Raw genomic sequence first — 13,311 nt, 5'->3', positions numbered from 1 at the left:
GCAACAGGGAGAAAATCCCGCCGTGGCCGGGAAAACTTCCCAGCGCCAACCTCTTTTCGCACTTCGTCGCAAGCCCTACTACCAAGGAACGAACACCCGACCACCAAAGCAGCATACGGCCCCGGCGCTGCGCTTTCTAAGATGGCGGCACGGCCTCTGTGGTTGAGGCCTTGCGTGCAACCGTGAGGGCATAACAATGACAATCAAACGCAACGTCGTGCTTGCTGCAGGCCTGTTGGCCGGTGCCGTGTTGACCGGGTCGGCCTGGGCCCACGGCAACGTGGTGCCTCAGGCGGTGGAAACCCAGGGGCTGACCCCGATCAAGGATGCCGGCGTGAGCCTGGATGCCGATGGCTGGGCGGCGGTCAACCCTTACCGGGAGTCTCCCGAGCACGACAAGGCGGTTGAAATCGGCGCGTCGGCGTACAACCAGAACTGCGCAGCGTGCCATGGTCTGGAAGCCAAGTCCGGCGGCATCGCACCTGACCTGCGCATGCTCGACGTCGGCGAAGCGGGCGATGAGTGGTTTGTCGAACGTGTGCGTCACGGTGCCGTGCGCGATGGCCGCGTGTACATGCCCAAGATGGCGGACTACCTGAGCCAGGAAGCGCTATGGGCGGTGCGCACCTACCTGGACAGCGTACACGTGGACGAATGAACGTCGTGCGCCACTGGGCAGCCAGGCTTTGCGCCATCGCCGGCCTGCTGCTGTGGGGGGCGGCGGTGCAGGGGCAGGTGCGCAATTACGATTCGATCATCGCCGCAGGCGAGCTCAAGGTCGCGGTCTACAAGGACTTTGCCCCCTACAGTTTCCAGGACCATGGCCAGGCCCGCGGGGTGGACGTGGAGCTGGCGCAGGCACTGGCCGACGCGATGGGCGTGCGGCTCCAGCTGATCTGGGCGCCGCCTGGCGAGAAGCTCGACGACGACCTGCGCGATTACATCTGGCGAGCGAGTCCGCTGCGTCACCAGCAGTTGGCCGATGTGATGATGCGCGTGCCTTACGACCAGGCGTATACCCAGAAGCGCAACGAACTGGGCGAGCTGGAAAATGGCCAGGTGGTGATGTTCGGCCCTTACCAGCAGGAGCGCTGGCAGGTGGCGTTCGATCGCAGGCGCCTGCCGTCGGTTGGCAGTATCGCGGCACTCAAGGGCCACCCGGTCGGAGTCGAGGTAGACAGCGTACCTTCGTTCTACCTGACATCGGTGTTCGACGGGCTACTGCGTGCCAGCGCACGCCACTACCCCAGCGTGCAGCGGGCGTTTGCGGACCTGGGCCAAGGCGAGGTGGATGCGGTGATGGCCATGCGCGGTGAAGTGGACTGGCAACTGCACCAGGCCCGCAACCCGCATCTGCAGGTGGCCGAAAACGCCTACCCCAGCCTGGGCAAGCAGGTGTGGGAAATCGGATTGGCAGTGCATGAAAGCAACCGGCAGTTGGCCTACGCCCTGGAAGAAACCCTCGAAGCGATGATCCGCGAGGGTCGCATGCAGGCGCTCTACGCGCACTACGGGCTGCGCTATGAGGTCCCGGAGATGTACCAATAGGAGCGAGCGATGAACTGGCGAGCGGGGTTGGGGCTGCTGTGCATCCTGAGCTGGTCGACTCATGGGCTGGGCGACGCGCCCGCCAGCAATGCCGACCCTGTCCCTTCGGTGATGTGGGCGTTCTACCACAAGCAGATCCTGAACCAGGCGCCGTTCGTCTTCGATGATCGGGTCAAACTGCTGGCGCCGCCTTTTGCCGAGGATGCCCGCCAGGTCCCGCTGGAGATCGATGCCAGGGCTTTGCCTGATGTGGTGCGGATTCTGGCCTGGGCCGAGCTCAATCCATTGCCGCGCATCGTCGACTTCGAACCAGGGGAACAGGTCATGCCTTGGCTGTCGGTGCGCATTCGGGTCGAGCAGGCCACGCCGTTACGAGCAGCTGCGCTGACCCGCGACGGCATCTGGCATGTGGGGTCGGCCCTGGTCGACGCAGCCGGTGGAGGTTGCACCGCACCCAGCGTGGTGCGCACCCAGCCAGGGTGGGAGGAGCATCTGGGTGAAGTGCTCGGCGGGCGCTATCGGCGCCAGGAAGGCAGCCGCTTGCGCCTGCAGATCGCTCACCCCATGGACAATGGCCTGGTCAGCGGGATTCCGGAATTCTTCATAAACCAAGCTGAGCTGCTGGATGAACATGGGCAGCGGTTGGCGGCTTTGGTGCTTTATCCGGCGGTGAGTGAAAACCCAAGCCTTGGGTTCGATGTGCGCGCACCAGGGCCTACCCGCCTGGTGCTGCAGGATAACAGCGGCAATCGGTTCGAAGCCGCCGTGCCCTGAACGTGACTGGCTTGTTTTCATGCTCAACAGGAGGCACCTGATGCGATGGATGATGCTCTTGCTGCTGGGCGTGTGCCTGCCGGCGCTGGCCGACTTCGACTACCGGCTGGCGCCGCGCCAGATCGCCCAGGGCACCTGGGTGCTTGAAGGTAGCACCGAGAATTTCGCCAAGGCCAACGGCGGCAATGTCGTGAACACGGCGTTCATCGTGACCGACACTGGCGTGGTAGTGATCGACAGCGGGCCATCCAAGCGCTATGGGGAGGCCTTGCGCCAGGCCATCGCCGGGGTTACGGACAAGCCTGTCATCGAAGTCCTGTTGACCCACCACCACCCTGATCATGTGTTGGGTAACCAGGCATTCGCCGATGTGCCGATCGCTGCGCTGGCCGGTACGACCGAGCTGTTGCGCCAGCAGGGCGATGCGATGGCCGAGAACATGTACCGTTTGGTCGGCGACTGGATGCGTGGCACCGAAGTGCTCTTGCCGACCGAGGTGATTCAACCCGGCGTGCGTGAAGTGGGCGGGCATCGATTGCGCCTGTTGGGGTTGGCAGGGCATACCGGCGCTGACCTGGCCATTTTCGATGAAACGACCGGCGTGCTGTTCGCTGGCGACCTGGTGTTCTACGAGCGCGCCCTGACCACGCCCAACAGCCCGGGGCTGGACGTGTGGCAGCGTGACCTGGACACGTTGCAGGCCTTGCCCTGGAAGCAACTGGTACCGGGCCATGGCCCTGTCGCAAGCGATACCAGGCCCTTTGTCCAGATGCACGATTACCTGGGCTGGCTGGACGGCCTGATGCGCGAGGGCGCCGAGCGGGGCGCCGACATGGTCGAGCTGATCCGCAGCCCTGTGCCTGAGCGGTTTGCCGCGATCAGCCTGACGCGCTATGAGCTGATTCGAAGTGTCAGCCACCTGTACCCGCGCTATGAAAAGCAGGTAATGCAACGGGTGGATCTCAGGCCCTGATAACGGCCAGGCCTAGTGCTCTTGTACCAAGGAACTAGGGTTTTGCGTATTGCGGTCAATTGCTGGCAGCCAGGGCGGGAACAAGAATTCCCGCCACACCGGGAAAATTTCCCGGCATAACAAAAAGCCAAAGGTACTGCCATGACCCGTACTCCATGCCGTCCCGTGTTTGCCTTGAGCCTTGTGTTCAGCGCCTTGCTGCTCGCCGGCGCAGCCCATGCCGGCGTCACCGATGCCGAAATCCTGCAAGACCCCAAGAACCCCCAGCAGATCGTGACCAACGGGCTGGGCGTGCAGGGCCAGCGCTACAGCCCGTTGGACATGCTTAACACCGGCAACGTCAAGGAGTTGCGGCCGGTTTGGGCATTCTCCTTCGGCGGGGAGAAGCAACGCGGCCAGCAGGCGCAGCCGTTGATCAAGGATGGGGTCATGTACCTCACAGGCTCCTACTCACGGGTATTTGCCGTGGACGCACGCACCGGCAAGAAACTGTGGCAATACGACGCCCGCCTGCCCGACGATATCCGCCCTTGCTGCGATGTCATCAACCGGGGTGTTGCGCTGTACGGCAACCTGGTCTTCTTCGGCACCCTGGATGCCAAGCTGGTGGCCCTGAACAAGGACACTGGCAAGGTGGTGTGGAGCAAGAAGGTGGCTGACCACAAGGAAGGCTACTCCATCAGCGCTGCACCCATGATCGTCAACGGCAAGCTCATTACCGGCGTTGCCGGGGGCGAGTTCGGGGTGGTGGGCAAGATCCAGGCCTACAACCCGCAGAACGGCGAGTTGCTCTGGATGCGGCCCACCGTCGAGGGCCACATGGGCTATGTCTACAAGGACGGCAAGGCCATCGAGAACGGCATCTCGGGCGGTGAAGCCGGCAAGACCTGGCCGGGCGACCTGTGGAAGACCGGCGGTGCTGCTCCCTGGCTGGGCGGCTACTACGACCCGGAAACCAACCTGATTCTGTTCGGCACCGGTAACCCCGCCCCCTGGAACTCGCACCTGCGTCCCGGCGACAACCTGTATTCGTCCTCGCGCCTGGCGCTGAACCCGGACGATGGCACGATCAAGTGGCACTTCCAGAGCACGCCCCACGACGGCTGGGACTTCGACGGTGTCAACGAGTTGATATCGTTCAACTACAAGGACGGGGGCAAGGAGGTGAAGGCCGCCGCCACGGCTGACCGCAACGGCTTTTTCTACGTGCTCGACCGCACCAACGGCAAGTTCATCCGCGGCTTCCCCTTCGTCGACAAGATCACCTGGGCCACGGGCCTGGACAAGGACGGCCGCCCGCTCTACAACGACGCCAGTCGCCCGGGTGCGCCGGGCAGCGAAGCCAAGGGCAGCTCGGTCTTCGTCGCGCCAGCATTCCTGGGCGCCAAGAACTGGATGCCCATGGCCTACAACCGTGACACCGGGCTGTTCTACGTGCCTTCGAACGAGTGGGGCATGGACATCTGGAACGAGGGCATCGCCTACAAGAAAGGCGCAGCGTTCCTGGGCGCAGGCTTCACCATCAAGCCGCTCAACGAGGACTACATCGGCGTGCTGCGTGCCATCGATCCGGTCAGCGGCAAGGAAGTCTGGCGCCACAAGAACTACGCCCCGTTGTGGGGTGGGGTGTTGACCACCAAGGGCAACCTGGTCTTCACCGGCACCCCTGAGGGGTTCCTCCAGGCTTTCGATGCCAAGACCGGCGAAAAGGTGTGGGAGTTCCAGACCGGCTCCGGTGTGCTCGGCTCACCCGTGACCTGGGAAATGGACGGCGAGCAGTACGTCTCGGTGGTCTCCGGCTGGGGGGGCGCAGTGCCGCTGTGGGGCGGGGAGGTGGCCAAGCGGGTCAAGGACTTCAACCAGGGCGGCATGCTCTGGACCTTCAAGCTGCCCAAGCACCTGCAAGGCACCAGCGCGACTGCGCAGCGCTGAACCCTACTACCAAATGACGAGCGCCCCGCTGCCAACGATGCATTCGCCTGGCAGGCGGGGCTTTTTACCATCGTCGTATCGCCTGTCGCAGGCAGGCATCGACCCGCAGAGGCTCAGCATGATCTACGCACAACCCGGAACCCCAGGCGCCGTCGTGTCTTTCAAGCCACGCTATGGCAACTTCATCAACGGCCAGTTCGTACCGCCAGTGGCGGGGCAGTATTTCACCAACAGCTCCCCGGTCAACGGCCAGCCGATCGCCGAGTTTCCTCGGTCCACGGCCCAAGACGTGGACAAGGCCCTGGACGCCGCCCACGCCGCCGCCGATGCCTGGGGCAGGACGTCGGTGCAGGACCGCGCGCTGATGCTGCTGCGCATCGCCGATCGCATCGAGCAGAACCTGGAGGTACTGGCGGTCACCGAAACCTGGGACAACGGCAAGGCCGTGCGTGAAACGCTCAATGCCGACGTGCCGCTGGCAGCGGATCATTTCCGCTATTTCGCCGGCTGCATCCGGGCTCAGGAGGGCGGCGCCGCCGAGATCAACGAGGGCACCGTCGCCTACCACTTCCATGAACCGCTGGGTGTGGTGGGGCAGATCATCCCCTGGAACTTCCCCTTGCTGATGGCCGCCTGGAAGCTGGCCCCGGCACTGGCCGCCGGCAACTGCGTGGTGCTCAAGCCCGCCGAGCAGACGCCGCTGTCGATTACCGTCTTCGCCGAGCTCATCGCCGACCTGCTGCCAGCTGGCGTGCTCAACATCGTCCAGGGGTTTGGCCGTGAAGCCGGGGAGGCCCTGGCCACCAGCAAGCGCATCGCCAAAATCGCTTTCACAGGCTCTACGCCGGTGGGCTCGCACATCATGAAGTGCGCCGCGGACAACATCATTCCCTCGACGGTAGAGCTGGGCGGCAAATCGCCGAACGTATTCTTCGAGGACATCATGCAGGCCGAACCGGCCTTCATCGAGAAGGCGGCCGAAGGGTTGGTGCTGGCCTTCTTCAACCAGGGCGAGGTGTGCACCTGCCCGTCGCGGGCGCTGATTCAGGAATCGATCTACGAGCCGTTCATGGCTGAGGTGATGAAGAAGATCGCCAAGATCAGCCGTGGCAACCCGCTCGATACCGAGACCATGGTCGGTGCGCAAGCCTCCGAACAGCAGTACGACAAGATCCTGTCCTACCTGCAGATTGCCCAGGACGAAGGCGCTCAGTTGCTGACCGGCGGCGCTGCCGAGCGCCTGCAGGGCGACCTGGCCAGCGGCTATTACATCCAGCCCACGCTGCTCAAGGGCGACAACAAGATGCGCGTGTTCCAGGAGGAGATCTTCGGGCCCGTGGTGGGCGTGACCACCTTCAGGGACGAAGCCGAGGCGCTGGCCATCGCCAACGACAGTGAATTCGGGCTGGGTGCCGGCGTGTGGACCCGCGATATCAACCGTGCCTACCGCATGGGCCGCGGGATCAAGGCCGGGCGTGTCTGGACCAACTGCTACCACTTGTACCCGGCGCACGCTGCATTCGGGGGCTACAAGAAGTCGGGCGTGGGCCGTGAAACCCACAAGATGATGCTCGACCACTACCAGCAGACCAAGAACCTGCTGGTGAGCTATGACATCAATCCACTGGGCTTCTTCTAAGGCCCAGACACTCTCGTCCATGGGCGCCGTGAGTTCGTTCCAAAGTAGCATTTGGCCCTGCGGCTGCCCGTGCATTAATGGCTGTACCGGAATCGTCCGGCACAAGAAGAGGACACGCCATGTGGACCAAACCCGCCTTCACCGACTTGCGCATTGGCTTTGAAGTGACGATGTACTTCGCCAACCGTTGATCCGCCCTCCGGCCACCCACGCGGTGGCCGGTGTCTTTCTAACCGCCAGGAACAATCTGGGCCGTGGAGCCGATCACCCGTCAGCAAGCCTTGCAAGTGCACCGTCGGGCCCGCTTGCGCTGGGAACCGAGCACAGGCATGCATGTGCTGCAGTGCCCGGGCGTGGTCATCGAACTGAACGGCAGTGCTGGCTGGGTGCTGGAGCTGCTGGACGGTCAGCTCAGCGTGGCGGGTGTCATCGAGTGCTTGCGTCAGCGCTTTGCCGATGTGCAAGGTCTTGAGGAGGACGTGCTGGGCTTTCTCGAGCTCGCCAGGGCCAGGGCCTGGGTCGAGTGAACACGATGCCACCTAGGTCTGGTTGCTTTCGTCGATGGATGCATTACGCTGGCACTCACCTTCCAGAACAATAAGAACAGGCTTGCCCATGAGCCAGAGTTTCAGCCCGCTTCGCAAATTCGTTTCGCCTGAAATCATCTTCGGTGCCGGCTGCCGGCATAACGTGGCCAACTATGCCAAGACCTTCGGGGCCCGCAAGGTGCTGGTGGTCAGCGACCCTGGGGTGATCGCTGCCGGGTGGGTGGCCGACGTCGAGGCCAGCCTGCAAGCCCAGGGCATCGACTATTGCCTCTACAGCGCGGTGTCGCCCAACCCCCGGGTCGAGGAGGTGATGCTCGGCGCCGAGATCTACCGGCAAAACCATTGCGATGTCATCGTCGCTGTCGGCGGGGGCAGCCCGATGGACTGCGGCAAGGCCATCGGCATCGTGGTGGCGCACGGGCGCAGCATCCTTGAGTTCGAGGGCGTGGACATGATCCGCGTGCCCAGCCCCCCGCTGATCCTGATCCCGACCACGGCCGGCACCTCGGCGGATGTGTCGCAGTTCGTGATCATCTCCAACCAGCAAGAACGCATGAAGTTCTCCATCGTCAGCAAGGCGGTGGTGCCCGACGTATCGTTGATCGATCCACAGACCACCCTGAGCATGGACCCGTTCTTGTCGGCCTGTACCGGGATCGATGCCCTGGTGCACGCCATCGAGGCGTTCGTCTCCACTGGCCACGGCCCCTTGACCGACCCGCATGCCCTTGAGGCCATGCGCCTGATCAACGGTAACCTGGTGCAGATGATCGCCAATCCGACCGACATCAGCCTGCGCGAAAAAGTCATGCTGGGCAGCATGCAGGCGGGGCTTGCCTTTTCCAATGCCATTCTCGGTGCCGTGCACGCGATGTCGCACAGCCTCGGCGGCTTCCTGGATCTACCCCACGGCCTGTGCAACGCCGTGCTGGTCGAGCATGTGGTGGCTTTCAACTACAGTTCGGCGCCCGAGCGCTTCAAGGTGATTGCCGAAGTGATGGGCATCGATTGCCGGGGCCTGAACCACCGGCAGATCTGCGCGCGCCTGGTCGAGCACCTGACCGCCCTGAAATACGCCATGGGTTTTCATGAAACCCTTGGGCTGCACGGTGTGCGCACCAGCGATATTCCATTCCTGTCGCAGCACGCGATGGACGATCCGTGCATCCTGACCAACCCACGCGCCTCCAGCCAGCGCGACGTCGAGGTTGTTTATGGCGAAGCCCTCTGAAGCGCAGCAGCGAGCCCTGGCCGGGCTGCTGGGGCTGGGCGACCAGTCCGCGCGCAAGAGTCATTACCCGGAACTGGCTGCGCGGCTGGAAGAACTAGAAGCTGAGCGCAACCGCTACAAGTGGTTGTTCGAAAATGCCGTTCACGGAATCTTTCAGGCCAGCCTGCAGGACGGCATGCGCGCCGCCAACCCGGCCCTGGCGCGGATGCTGGGCTATGACGACCCCCAAGCCGTACTGTTTTCGCTGACCGACCTTGCCGGCAACCTTTTCGTCGGGGGCGCTCAGGAACTGCACGCCATCACCACGACCTTGGCCCGCGAGCATAGCCTGCACGGTTACGAAACCCGCCTGCGCCGCCGCGATGGCAGCCACATCGACGTGCTCATGAACCTGCTGCGCAAACCTGGGCATGAAGGCTTGGTGGAAGGGTTCGTGGCCGATATCACCGAGCGCAAGCTGGCGCAGCAGCACTTGCAGCAACTCAACGATGAGCTTGAGCAGCGGGTGGCCGACCGCACCGATCAACTGCTCGAAGCCAACCGCAACCTGCATCAGCAGATCACCGAGCGCAAGCAGATTGCCCGGGCCCTGCGCGAGGCCCGGGACGCCGCACAGCTGGCCAACCGCAGCAAAGACAAATACCTGGCGGCGGCCAGCCATGACCTGCTGCAACCGCTCAATGCCGCCCGCTTGCTGATTTCGACCCTGCGCGAGCGGCCGCTGGCGCAGGCCGAACAACTGCTGGTGGAACGCACTCATCAGGCCTTGGAAGGGGCCGAAGACCTGCTGACCGACCTGCTGGACATCTCGCGACTTGATCAGGCCGCCGTGAAGCCGGACATCGGCGTGTACCACCTGAGCACCGTGTTCGCGCCACTGGTGTCCGAGTTCGAATCGGTGGCCGAAGCCGCAGGCCTCAAGCTCAGATCACGTATTCCCGACGTTGCCATGGGCACCGATGTGCGGCTGATGACCCGCATCCTGCGTAACTTTCTCAGCAATGCTTGCCGCTACACGTCAAAGGGCGGCGTGCTGTTGGCGGCGCGGCGGCGTGGCCCTAACCTCGAACTGCAGGTGTGGGATACCGGGCGCGGTATCCCGGACGATCGCCTGGAGTCGATCTTCCTCGAGTTCAACCAGTTGGATGTGGGCCGGGCAGCCGAGCGCAAGGGGGTTGGGCTGGGCCTGGCGATCGTCGAGCGCATCGCCAAGATACTCGAGCATCCGGTACGGGTGCGCTCACGACCAGGGCGAGGGTCGGTGTTCACGATTCAGGTACCGATGGCAAGCTGTCTGCCAGCGGCCACGGCAGTGGCGCTACCGCAGCCGAGCATGGGCGATCCCCTGCCGGGGCGGCGGCTACTGGTGCTGGACAACGAGGCGAGTATCTTGCACAGCATGGGCGCCCTGTTGGGGCAGTGGGGCTGCAAGGTCGTCACGGCCATCGATCAGCATGCAGCCTTGGACGCGCTGCAAGGGCAGCCGCCGGAATTGATCCTGGCAGATTACCACTTGGACCACGGCATTCTGGGGTGCGACGTGGTGGAGCGGTTGCGTGAGCAGTTCGGGTGCACGATCCCCGCCGTCATCATCACCGCCGACCGCAGCGACGAAGGCAGGCAGGCGTTGCAGGCGCTGGGCATGCCGGTGCTGAACAAACCGGTCAAACTCGGGAAACTGCGCGCGGTGCTGAGTCAACTGCTGACCTAACCGACAATCGGGCAGCGCATTTCACTGAATTTAAGCATTGGCACGGATATCTCATGAAAGTTGGCCATGTCCGGGTTGGGCAGGTCATGGGACCACGCTCTGGTGAACAAGAACAAGAAGGGGGCTTATATGAGCTGTCTGATATGCGCAGGACAAGCAGAGTCCATCGAATGTGCCGGCGGGTGGGAGCAGCGCCAGTGCGCCCAGTGTGGGTGTTACCGAATGTCCCAGGCATTGATTCTGACGATGATGGAAGAAGGCCAGATATTCGACACTGCTCGCATGCGTCAGTGGCTCATGGTGAGCAGAGACAGTATGCCAGTGCCTTCCATCGACCGCGCCCAGGCGATCCTGATGCCGTGAGGTGGCGCAGGGGCTCTGTCGTGCAGAGCCCCGCGTCAGTCAGAGAATGGGCTTGCCGCCTGTGACCGCATAGCGCGAGCCACTGATGTAGCTGGCTTCGTCCGAACCCAGCAGTACGTAGATCGGCGCCACTTCCACCGGTTGGCCAGGGCGGCCCATGGGGTAGCTGGAGCCGAAATTCTTGACGGCTTCGTCGGGCATGGTCGCGGGGATCAACGGCGTCCAGATCGGGCCTGGCGCGACGCTGTTGACGCGCACGCCTTTTTTGGCCAGCAGTTGCGCAAGCCCTGCAGAGAAGTTGGCAATGGCGCCTTTGGTCGCCGCGTAGGCCAGCAGCGATGAAGACGGATCATCGGAGTTGACCGAGCTGGTGTTGATGATCGAGCTGCCTTTGGGCATGGACGGCAGGGCGGCCTTGCAGATGCGGAAGATGGCCGTGATGTTGGTGTCGAAGGTCTTTACCCATTCCTCGTCCTCGATTTCCTCGAACGTTTCGTGGGCCATCTGGAAGGCGGCATTGTTCACCAGAATGTCGATGCGGCCGAACTCGGCAACGGTCTGCTCCACGATCGCGTGGCATTGCTGCTTCTGCGCCAGATCGCCTGGCAGCAGTAAGCACTTGCGCCCGGCTGCCTCCACCCAGCGCTTGGTCTCTTCGGCGTCTTCGTGTTCATCCAGGTAGGAGATGGCGACATCGGCGCCTTCACGGGCATAGGCGATGGCCACCGCGCGGCCGATGCCGCTGTCGCCGCCGGTGATCAGCGCCTTCTTGCCTTCGAGCCGGCCATGGCCGACGTAGGTCTGCTCGCCGCAGTCCGGTACCGGGTCCATTTTCGGCTGGGAGCCGGGTACGGTCTGGGGCTGAGAGGGGAAGGGTGGGGTAGGGTAGTCGCGCATGGTAGAAGCTCCTGCAGTTGAGAATGCTCGTACCTGTTCGAAAGGTCCCGTTGCCCTGGGTTGACTTGGATCGACGATTGGGACGACGAGCGGCCGTGGGCAACCCCTCAGCGTGTTTCCCCATGCGCTTGAGCATGGGGAAACAGCTTGGACGCTATCAGTGTTTACCGCGCACGCGCCATGCGCCCCATGCCAGGCCCAGCGAGGCCGCAACCACCGAACCTGCCAGCACGCCCAACTTGGCCGCACCCAGCGCCGCAGGGCTGGCGAACGCCAGGTTGGCAATGAAGATGGACATGGTGAAGCCGATACCTGCCAGCAGCCCGATCAAGGTGATGCCGCTCCAGTTGACCCCTGGCGGCAACGAGCAGAGCCCCAAGCGCACCATCAGCCAGCTGATGCCGACGATGCCTACCGGTTTGCCGATGACCAACGCCGCCATCACCGACTCCATCACCCAGCGCGGTGTTTCGCTGTCCAGGTTGACGCCCGACAGGCTCACCCCGGCATTGGCCAAGGCGAACAGCGGCATGATGCCGAATGCCACCCAAGGGTGCAGCGCACTCTGCACACGCAACACCGGCGGCAGCACTTCACGTTGCGCCACCCGCAGGTGCTTGAGTGGCGTAAGCAATTGGCTGGCGTCCTGGGTCGCGGCTTTGGCCCGGCCGACCACTTCTTCGCTCAGGCGCGATACGGCCTCTACAGGACGTTCCCACATAGGGCGGCTGGTGACGGGGGTCATCAGCCCCAGGACGACGCCTGCCAGGGTAGGGTGGGCACCGGTCATCAGCACACCCACCCATGTGATCGCGCCTGGGATGACATAGGCAAAGGCCGAGCCCACGCCGATGCGCTGCATGATCAGGACCAGCAGCAGGCCCGCTGCCGCGACGGCAAAGCCCAGGTAGTCCAGGCCACCGGAGTAGAACACGGCGATGATCAGCACCGCGATGATGTCGTCGATGATCGCCAGTGCCAGCAGAAAGACGCGAATGTTCGACGGGATCGACTTGCCCAGCAGCGCCAAGACGCCGACCGCGAACGCGATATCGGTGGCTGTCGGCACCGCCCAGCCTTGCTGCTCGCTAGGCGCATGGCCGAAGCCCAGGTAGACCATGGCAGGCACGGCTACCCCACCCATGGCTGCCAGCATGGGCAAGGACGCCTGGCGCAGGCTGGAAAGGGCACCTTCATGGATCTCGCGGCGGATCTCCATCCCGACCACCAGGAAGAAGATCGTCATCAGGCCATCATTGATCCAGAAATGCAGGGACTGGGAATAGACCAGCGAGCCGATACCCAGCGTGATTGGTGTGTGCCAGAGGGCGTCGTAGCTGGCGGCGGCCGGGGAATTGGCCCAGATCAGGGCGGCGATGGCGGCGATCAGCAGTACCACACCACTGACGGCTTCGATGTGCAGGAAACGTTCGAGGCTGGCCAGCGCACGCTCGGCCAGTTGCTGTGCTTTGGGGACCTTGGTGTTTTGCATAGGCGCAATGACTCCCGCATGGCGGCCCGACCTGCGTAGCTTTTTTAACCTGCGTCACTGCCCCAAGCAGCTAGCACCCGGGCGCGATTGTAGCGCAAATGACCGTTTCAGGGGACGTGCAGTTGCGTGGAACACCGCTGCTGTTTCGATGGCTCTAGATAATTACCTCGGGGCTGGCTGCCGGAGCTGGCTCACTTTCGGTT

Annotated in this window: 13 protein-coding genes; 11 read left to right on the top strand and 2 right to left on the bottom strand. The window is 63.4% G+C overall.

Annotation, left to right across the window (positions count from 1 at the left end):
- Positions 1-196: 196 nt before the first annotated feature.
- The 11 genes from pedF to B2J77_RS21510 all read left to right on the top strand — a co-directional run bounded on the left by pedF (position 197) and on the right by B2J77_RS21510 (position 10,719).
- Complete coding sequence (gene pedF, locus B2J77_RS11795) at positions 197-658, top strand: cytochrome c-550 PedF (protein WP_058605249.1); 462 nt, start codon at positions 197-199, stop codon at positions 656-658.
- Positions 655-1,548 carry a substrate-binding periplasmic protein gene (locus B2J77_RS11790; protein ID WP_153302507.1) on the top strand — a complete coding sequence of 298 codons (894 nt, stop codon included), beginning with the start codon at positions 655-657 and terminating at the stop codon, positions 1,546-1,548. The genes pedF and B2J77_RS11790 overlap by 4 nt, the downstream gene beginning before the upstream one ends.
- A 9-nt stretch (positions 1,549-1,557) precedes the next feature.
- A complete protein-coding gene (locus tag B2J77_RS11785; protein WP_058637245.1) occupies positions 1,558-2,322 on the top strand; it encodes a quinoprotein dehydrogenase-associated SoxYZ-like carrier in 765 nt (254 codons plus the stop codon).
- 40 nt (positions 2,323-2,362) lie between these two features.
- Positions 2,363-3,295, top strand: coding sequence for a quinoprotein relay system zinc metallohydrolase 1 (locus B2J77_RS11780; protein ID WP_078478715.1), 933 nt, complete (start codon positions 2,363-2,365; stop codon positions 3,293-3,295).
- Positions 3,296-3,436: 141 nt separating this feature from the next.
- Positions 3,437-5,227 (top strand): PQQ-dependent alcohol dehydrogenase PedH, encoded by a 1,791-nt coding sequence (gene pedH / locus B2J77_RS11775; protein WP_078478714.1) that lies wholly within the window; start codon positions 3,437-3,439, stop codon positions 5,225-5,227.
- Positions 5,228-5,345: 118 nt separating this feature from the next.
- The gene (locus tag B2J77_RS11770) at positions 5,346-6,866 is read left to right on the top strand and encodes an aldehyde dehydrogenase family protein (RefSeq protein WP_058637424.1); all 1,521 of its coding nucleotides are present in this window, start codon (positions 5,346-5,348) and stop codon (positions 6,864-6,866) included.
- A 119-nt stretch (positions 6,867-6,985) separates the two neighbouring features.
- Complete coding sequence (gene pqqA / locus B2J77_RS11765) at positions 6,986-7,057, top strand: pyrroloquinoline quinone precursor peptide PqqA (RefSeq protein WP_003253598.1); 72 nt, start codon at positions 6,986-6,988, stop codon at positions 7,055-7,057.
- Positions 7,058-7,120: 63 nt separating this feature from the next.
- Positions 7,121-7,393, top strand: coding sequence for a pyrroloquinoline quinone biosynthesis peptide chaperone PqqD (pqqD, locus tag B2J77_RS11760; RefSeq protein ID WP_058637242.1), 273 nt, complete (start codon positions 7,121-7,123; stop codon positions 7,391-7,393).
- Positions 7,394-7,481: 88 nt separating this feature from the next.
- Complete coding sequence (ercA, locus tag B2J77_RS11755; RefSeq protein WP_078478712.1) at positions 7,482-8,645, top strand: alcohol dehydrogenase-like regulatory protein ErcA; 1,164 nt, start codon at positions 7,482-7,484, stop codon at positions 8,643-8,645.
- Positions 8,629-10,356: a NahK/ErcS family hybrid sensor histidine kinase/response regulator gene (locus B2J77_RS11750; RefSeq protein WP_078478711.1), complete on the top strand. Its 1,728-nt coding sequence runs from the start codon at positions 8,629-8,631 to the stop codon at positions 10,354-10,356. Before ercA ends, B2J77_RS11750 begins: the two co-directional genes overlap by 17 nt.
- A gap of 222 nt (positions 10,357-10,578) precedes the next feature.
- On the top strand, positions 10,579-10,719 hold the full coding sequence (locus B2J77_RS21510) for a hypothetical protein (RefSeq protein ID WP_167340226.1): 141 nt from the start codon (positions 10,579-10,581) through the stop codon (positions 10,717-10,719).
- A gap of 39 nt (positions 10,720-10,758) precedes the next feature.
- Here B2J77_RS21510 and B2J77_RS11740 read toward each other — a convergent pair whose 3' ends face one another.
- A complete protein-coding gene (locus B2J77_RS11740; RefSeq protein WP_078478710.1) occupies positions 10,759-11,616 on the bottom strand; it encodes an SDR family oxidoreductase in 858 nt (285 codons plus the stop codon).
- A gap of 157 nt (positions 11,617-11,773) precedes the next feature.
- Positions 11,774-13,108 carry a Na+/H+ antiporter NhaA gene (nhaA, locus tag B2J77_RS11735; protein WP_058637239.1) on the bottom strand — a complete coding sequence of 445 codons (1,335 nt, stop codon included), beginning with the start codon at positions 13,106-13,108 and terminating at the stop codon, positions 11,774-11,776.
- Positions 13,109-13,311 lie beyond the last annotated feature (203 nt).

Source organism: Pseudomonas parafulva, from assembly GCF_002021815.1.
GTDB classification, from domain to species: domain Bacteria; phylum Pseudomonadota; class Gammaproteobacteria; order Pseudomonadales; family Pseudomonadaceae; genus Aquipseudomonas; species Aquipseudomonas parafulva_B.
Note: the sequence above shows the minus strand (reverse complement) of the source record. Positions and strands in the feature narration are given on the sequence as shown.

Coding starts and splice junctions, on each gene's coding strand:
- pedF (WP_058605249.1), top strand. CDS start 197: ATGACAATCAAACGCAACGTCGTGCTTGCTGCAGGCCTGTTGGCCGGT.
- pedH (WP_078478714.1), top strand. CDS start 3,437: ATGACCCGTACTCCATGCCGTCCCGTGTTTGCCTTGAGCCTTGTGTTC.
- B2J77_RS11780 (WP_078478715.1), top strand. CDS start 2,363: ATGCGATGGATGATGCTCTTGCTGCTGGGCGTGTGCCTGCCGGCGCTG.
- B2J77_RS11770 (WP_058637424.1), top strand. CDS start 5,346: ATGATCTACGCACAACCCGGAACCCCAGGCGCCGTCGTGTCTTTCAAG.
- B2J77_RS11785 (WP_058637245.1), top strand. CDS start 1,558: ATGAACTGGCGAGCGGGGTTGGGGCTGCTGTGCATCCTGAGCTGGTCG.
- B2J77_RS11740 (WP_078478710.1), bottom strand. CDS start 11,616: ATGCGCGACTACCCTACCCCACCCTTCCCCTCTCAGCCCCAGACCGTA.
- ercA (WP_078478712.1), top strand. CDS start 7,482: ATGAGCCAGAGTTTCAGCCCGCTTCGCAAATTCGTTTCGCCTGAAATC.
- B2J77_RS11750 (WP_078478711.1), top strand. CDS start 8,629: ATGGCGAAGCCCTCTGAAGCGCAGCAGCGAGCCCTGGCCGGGCTGCTG.
- B2J77_RS21510 (WP_167340226.1), top strand. CDS start 10,579: ATGTCCCAGGCATTGATTCTGACGATGATGGAAGAAGGCCAGATATTC.
- nhaA (WP_058637239.1), bottom strand. CDS start 13,108: ATGCAAAACACCAAGGTCCCCAAAGCACAGCAACTGGCCGAGCGTGCG.
- B2J77_RS11790 (WP_153302507.1), top strand. CDS start 655: ATGAACGTCGTGCGCCACTGGGCAGCCAGGCTTTGCGCCATCGCCGGC.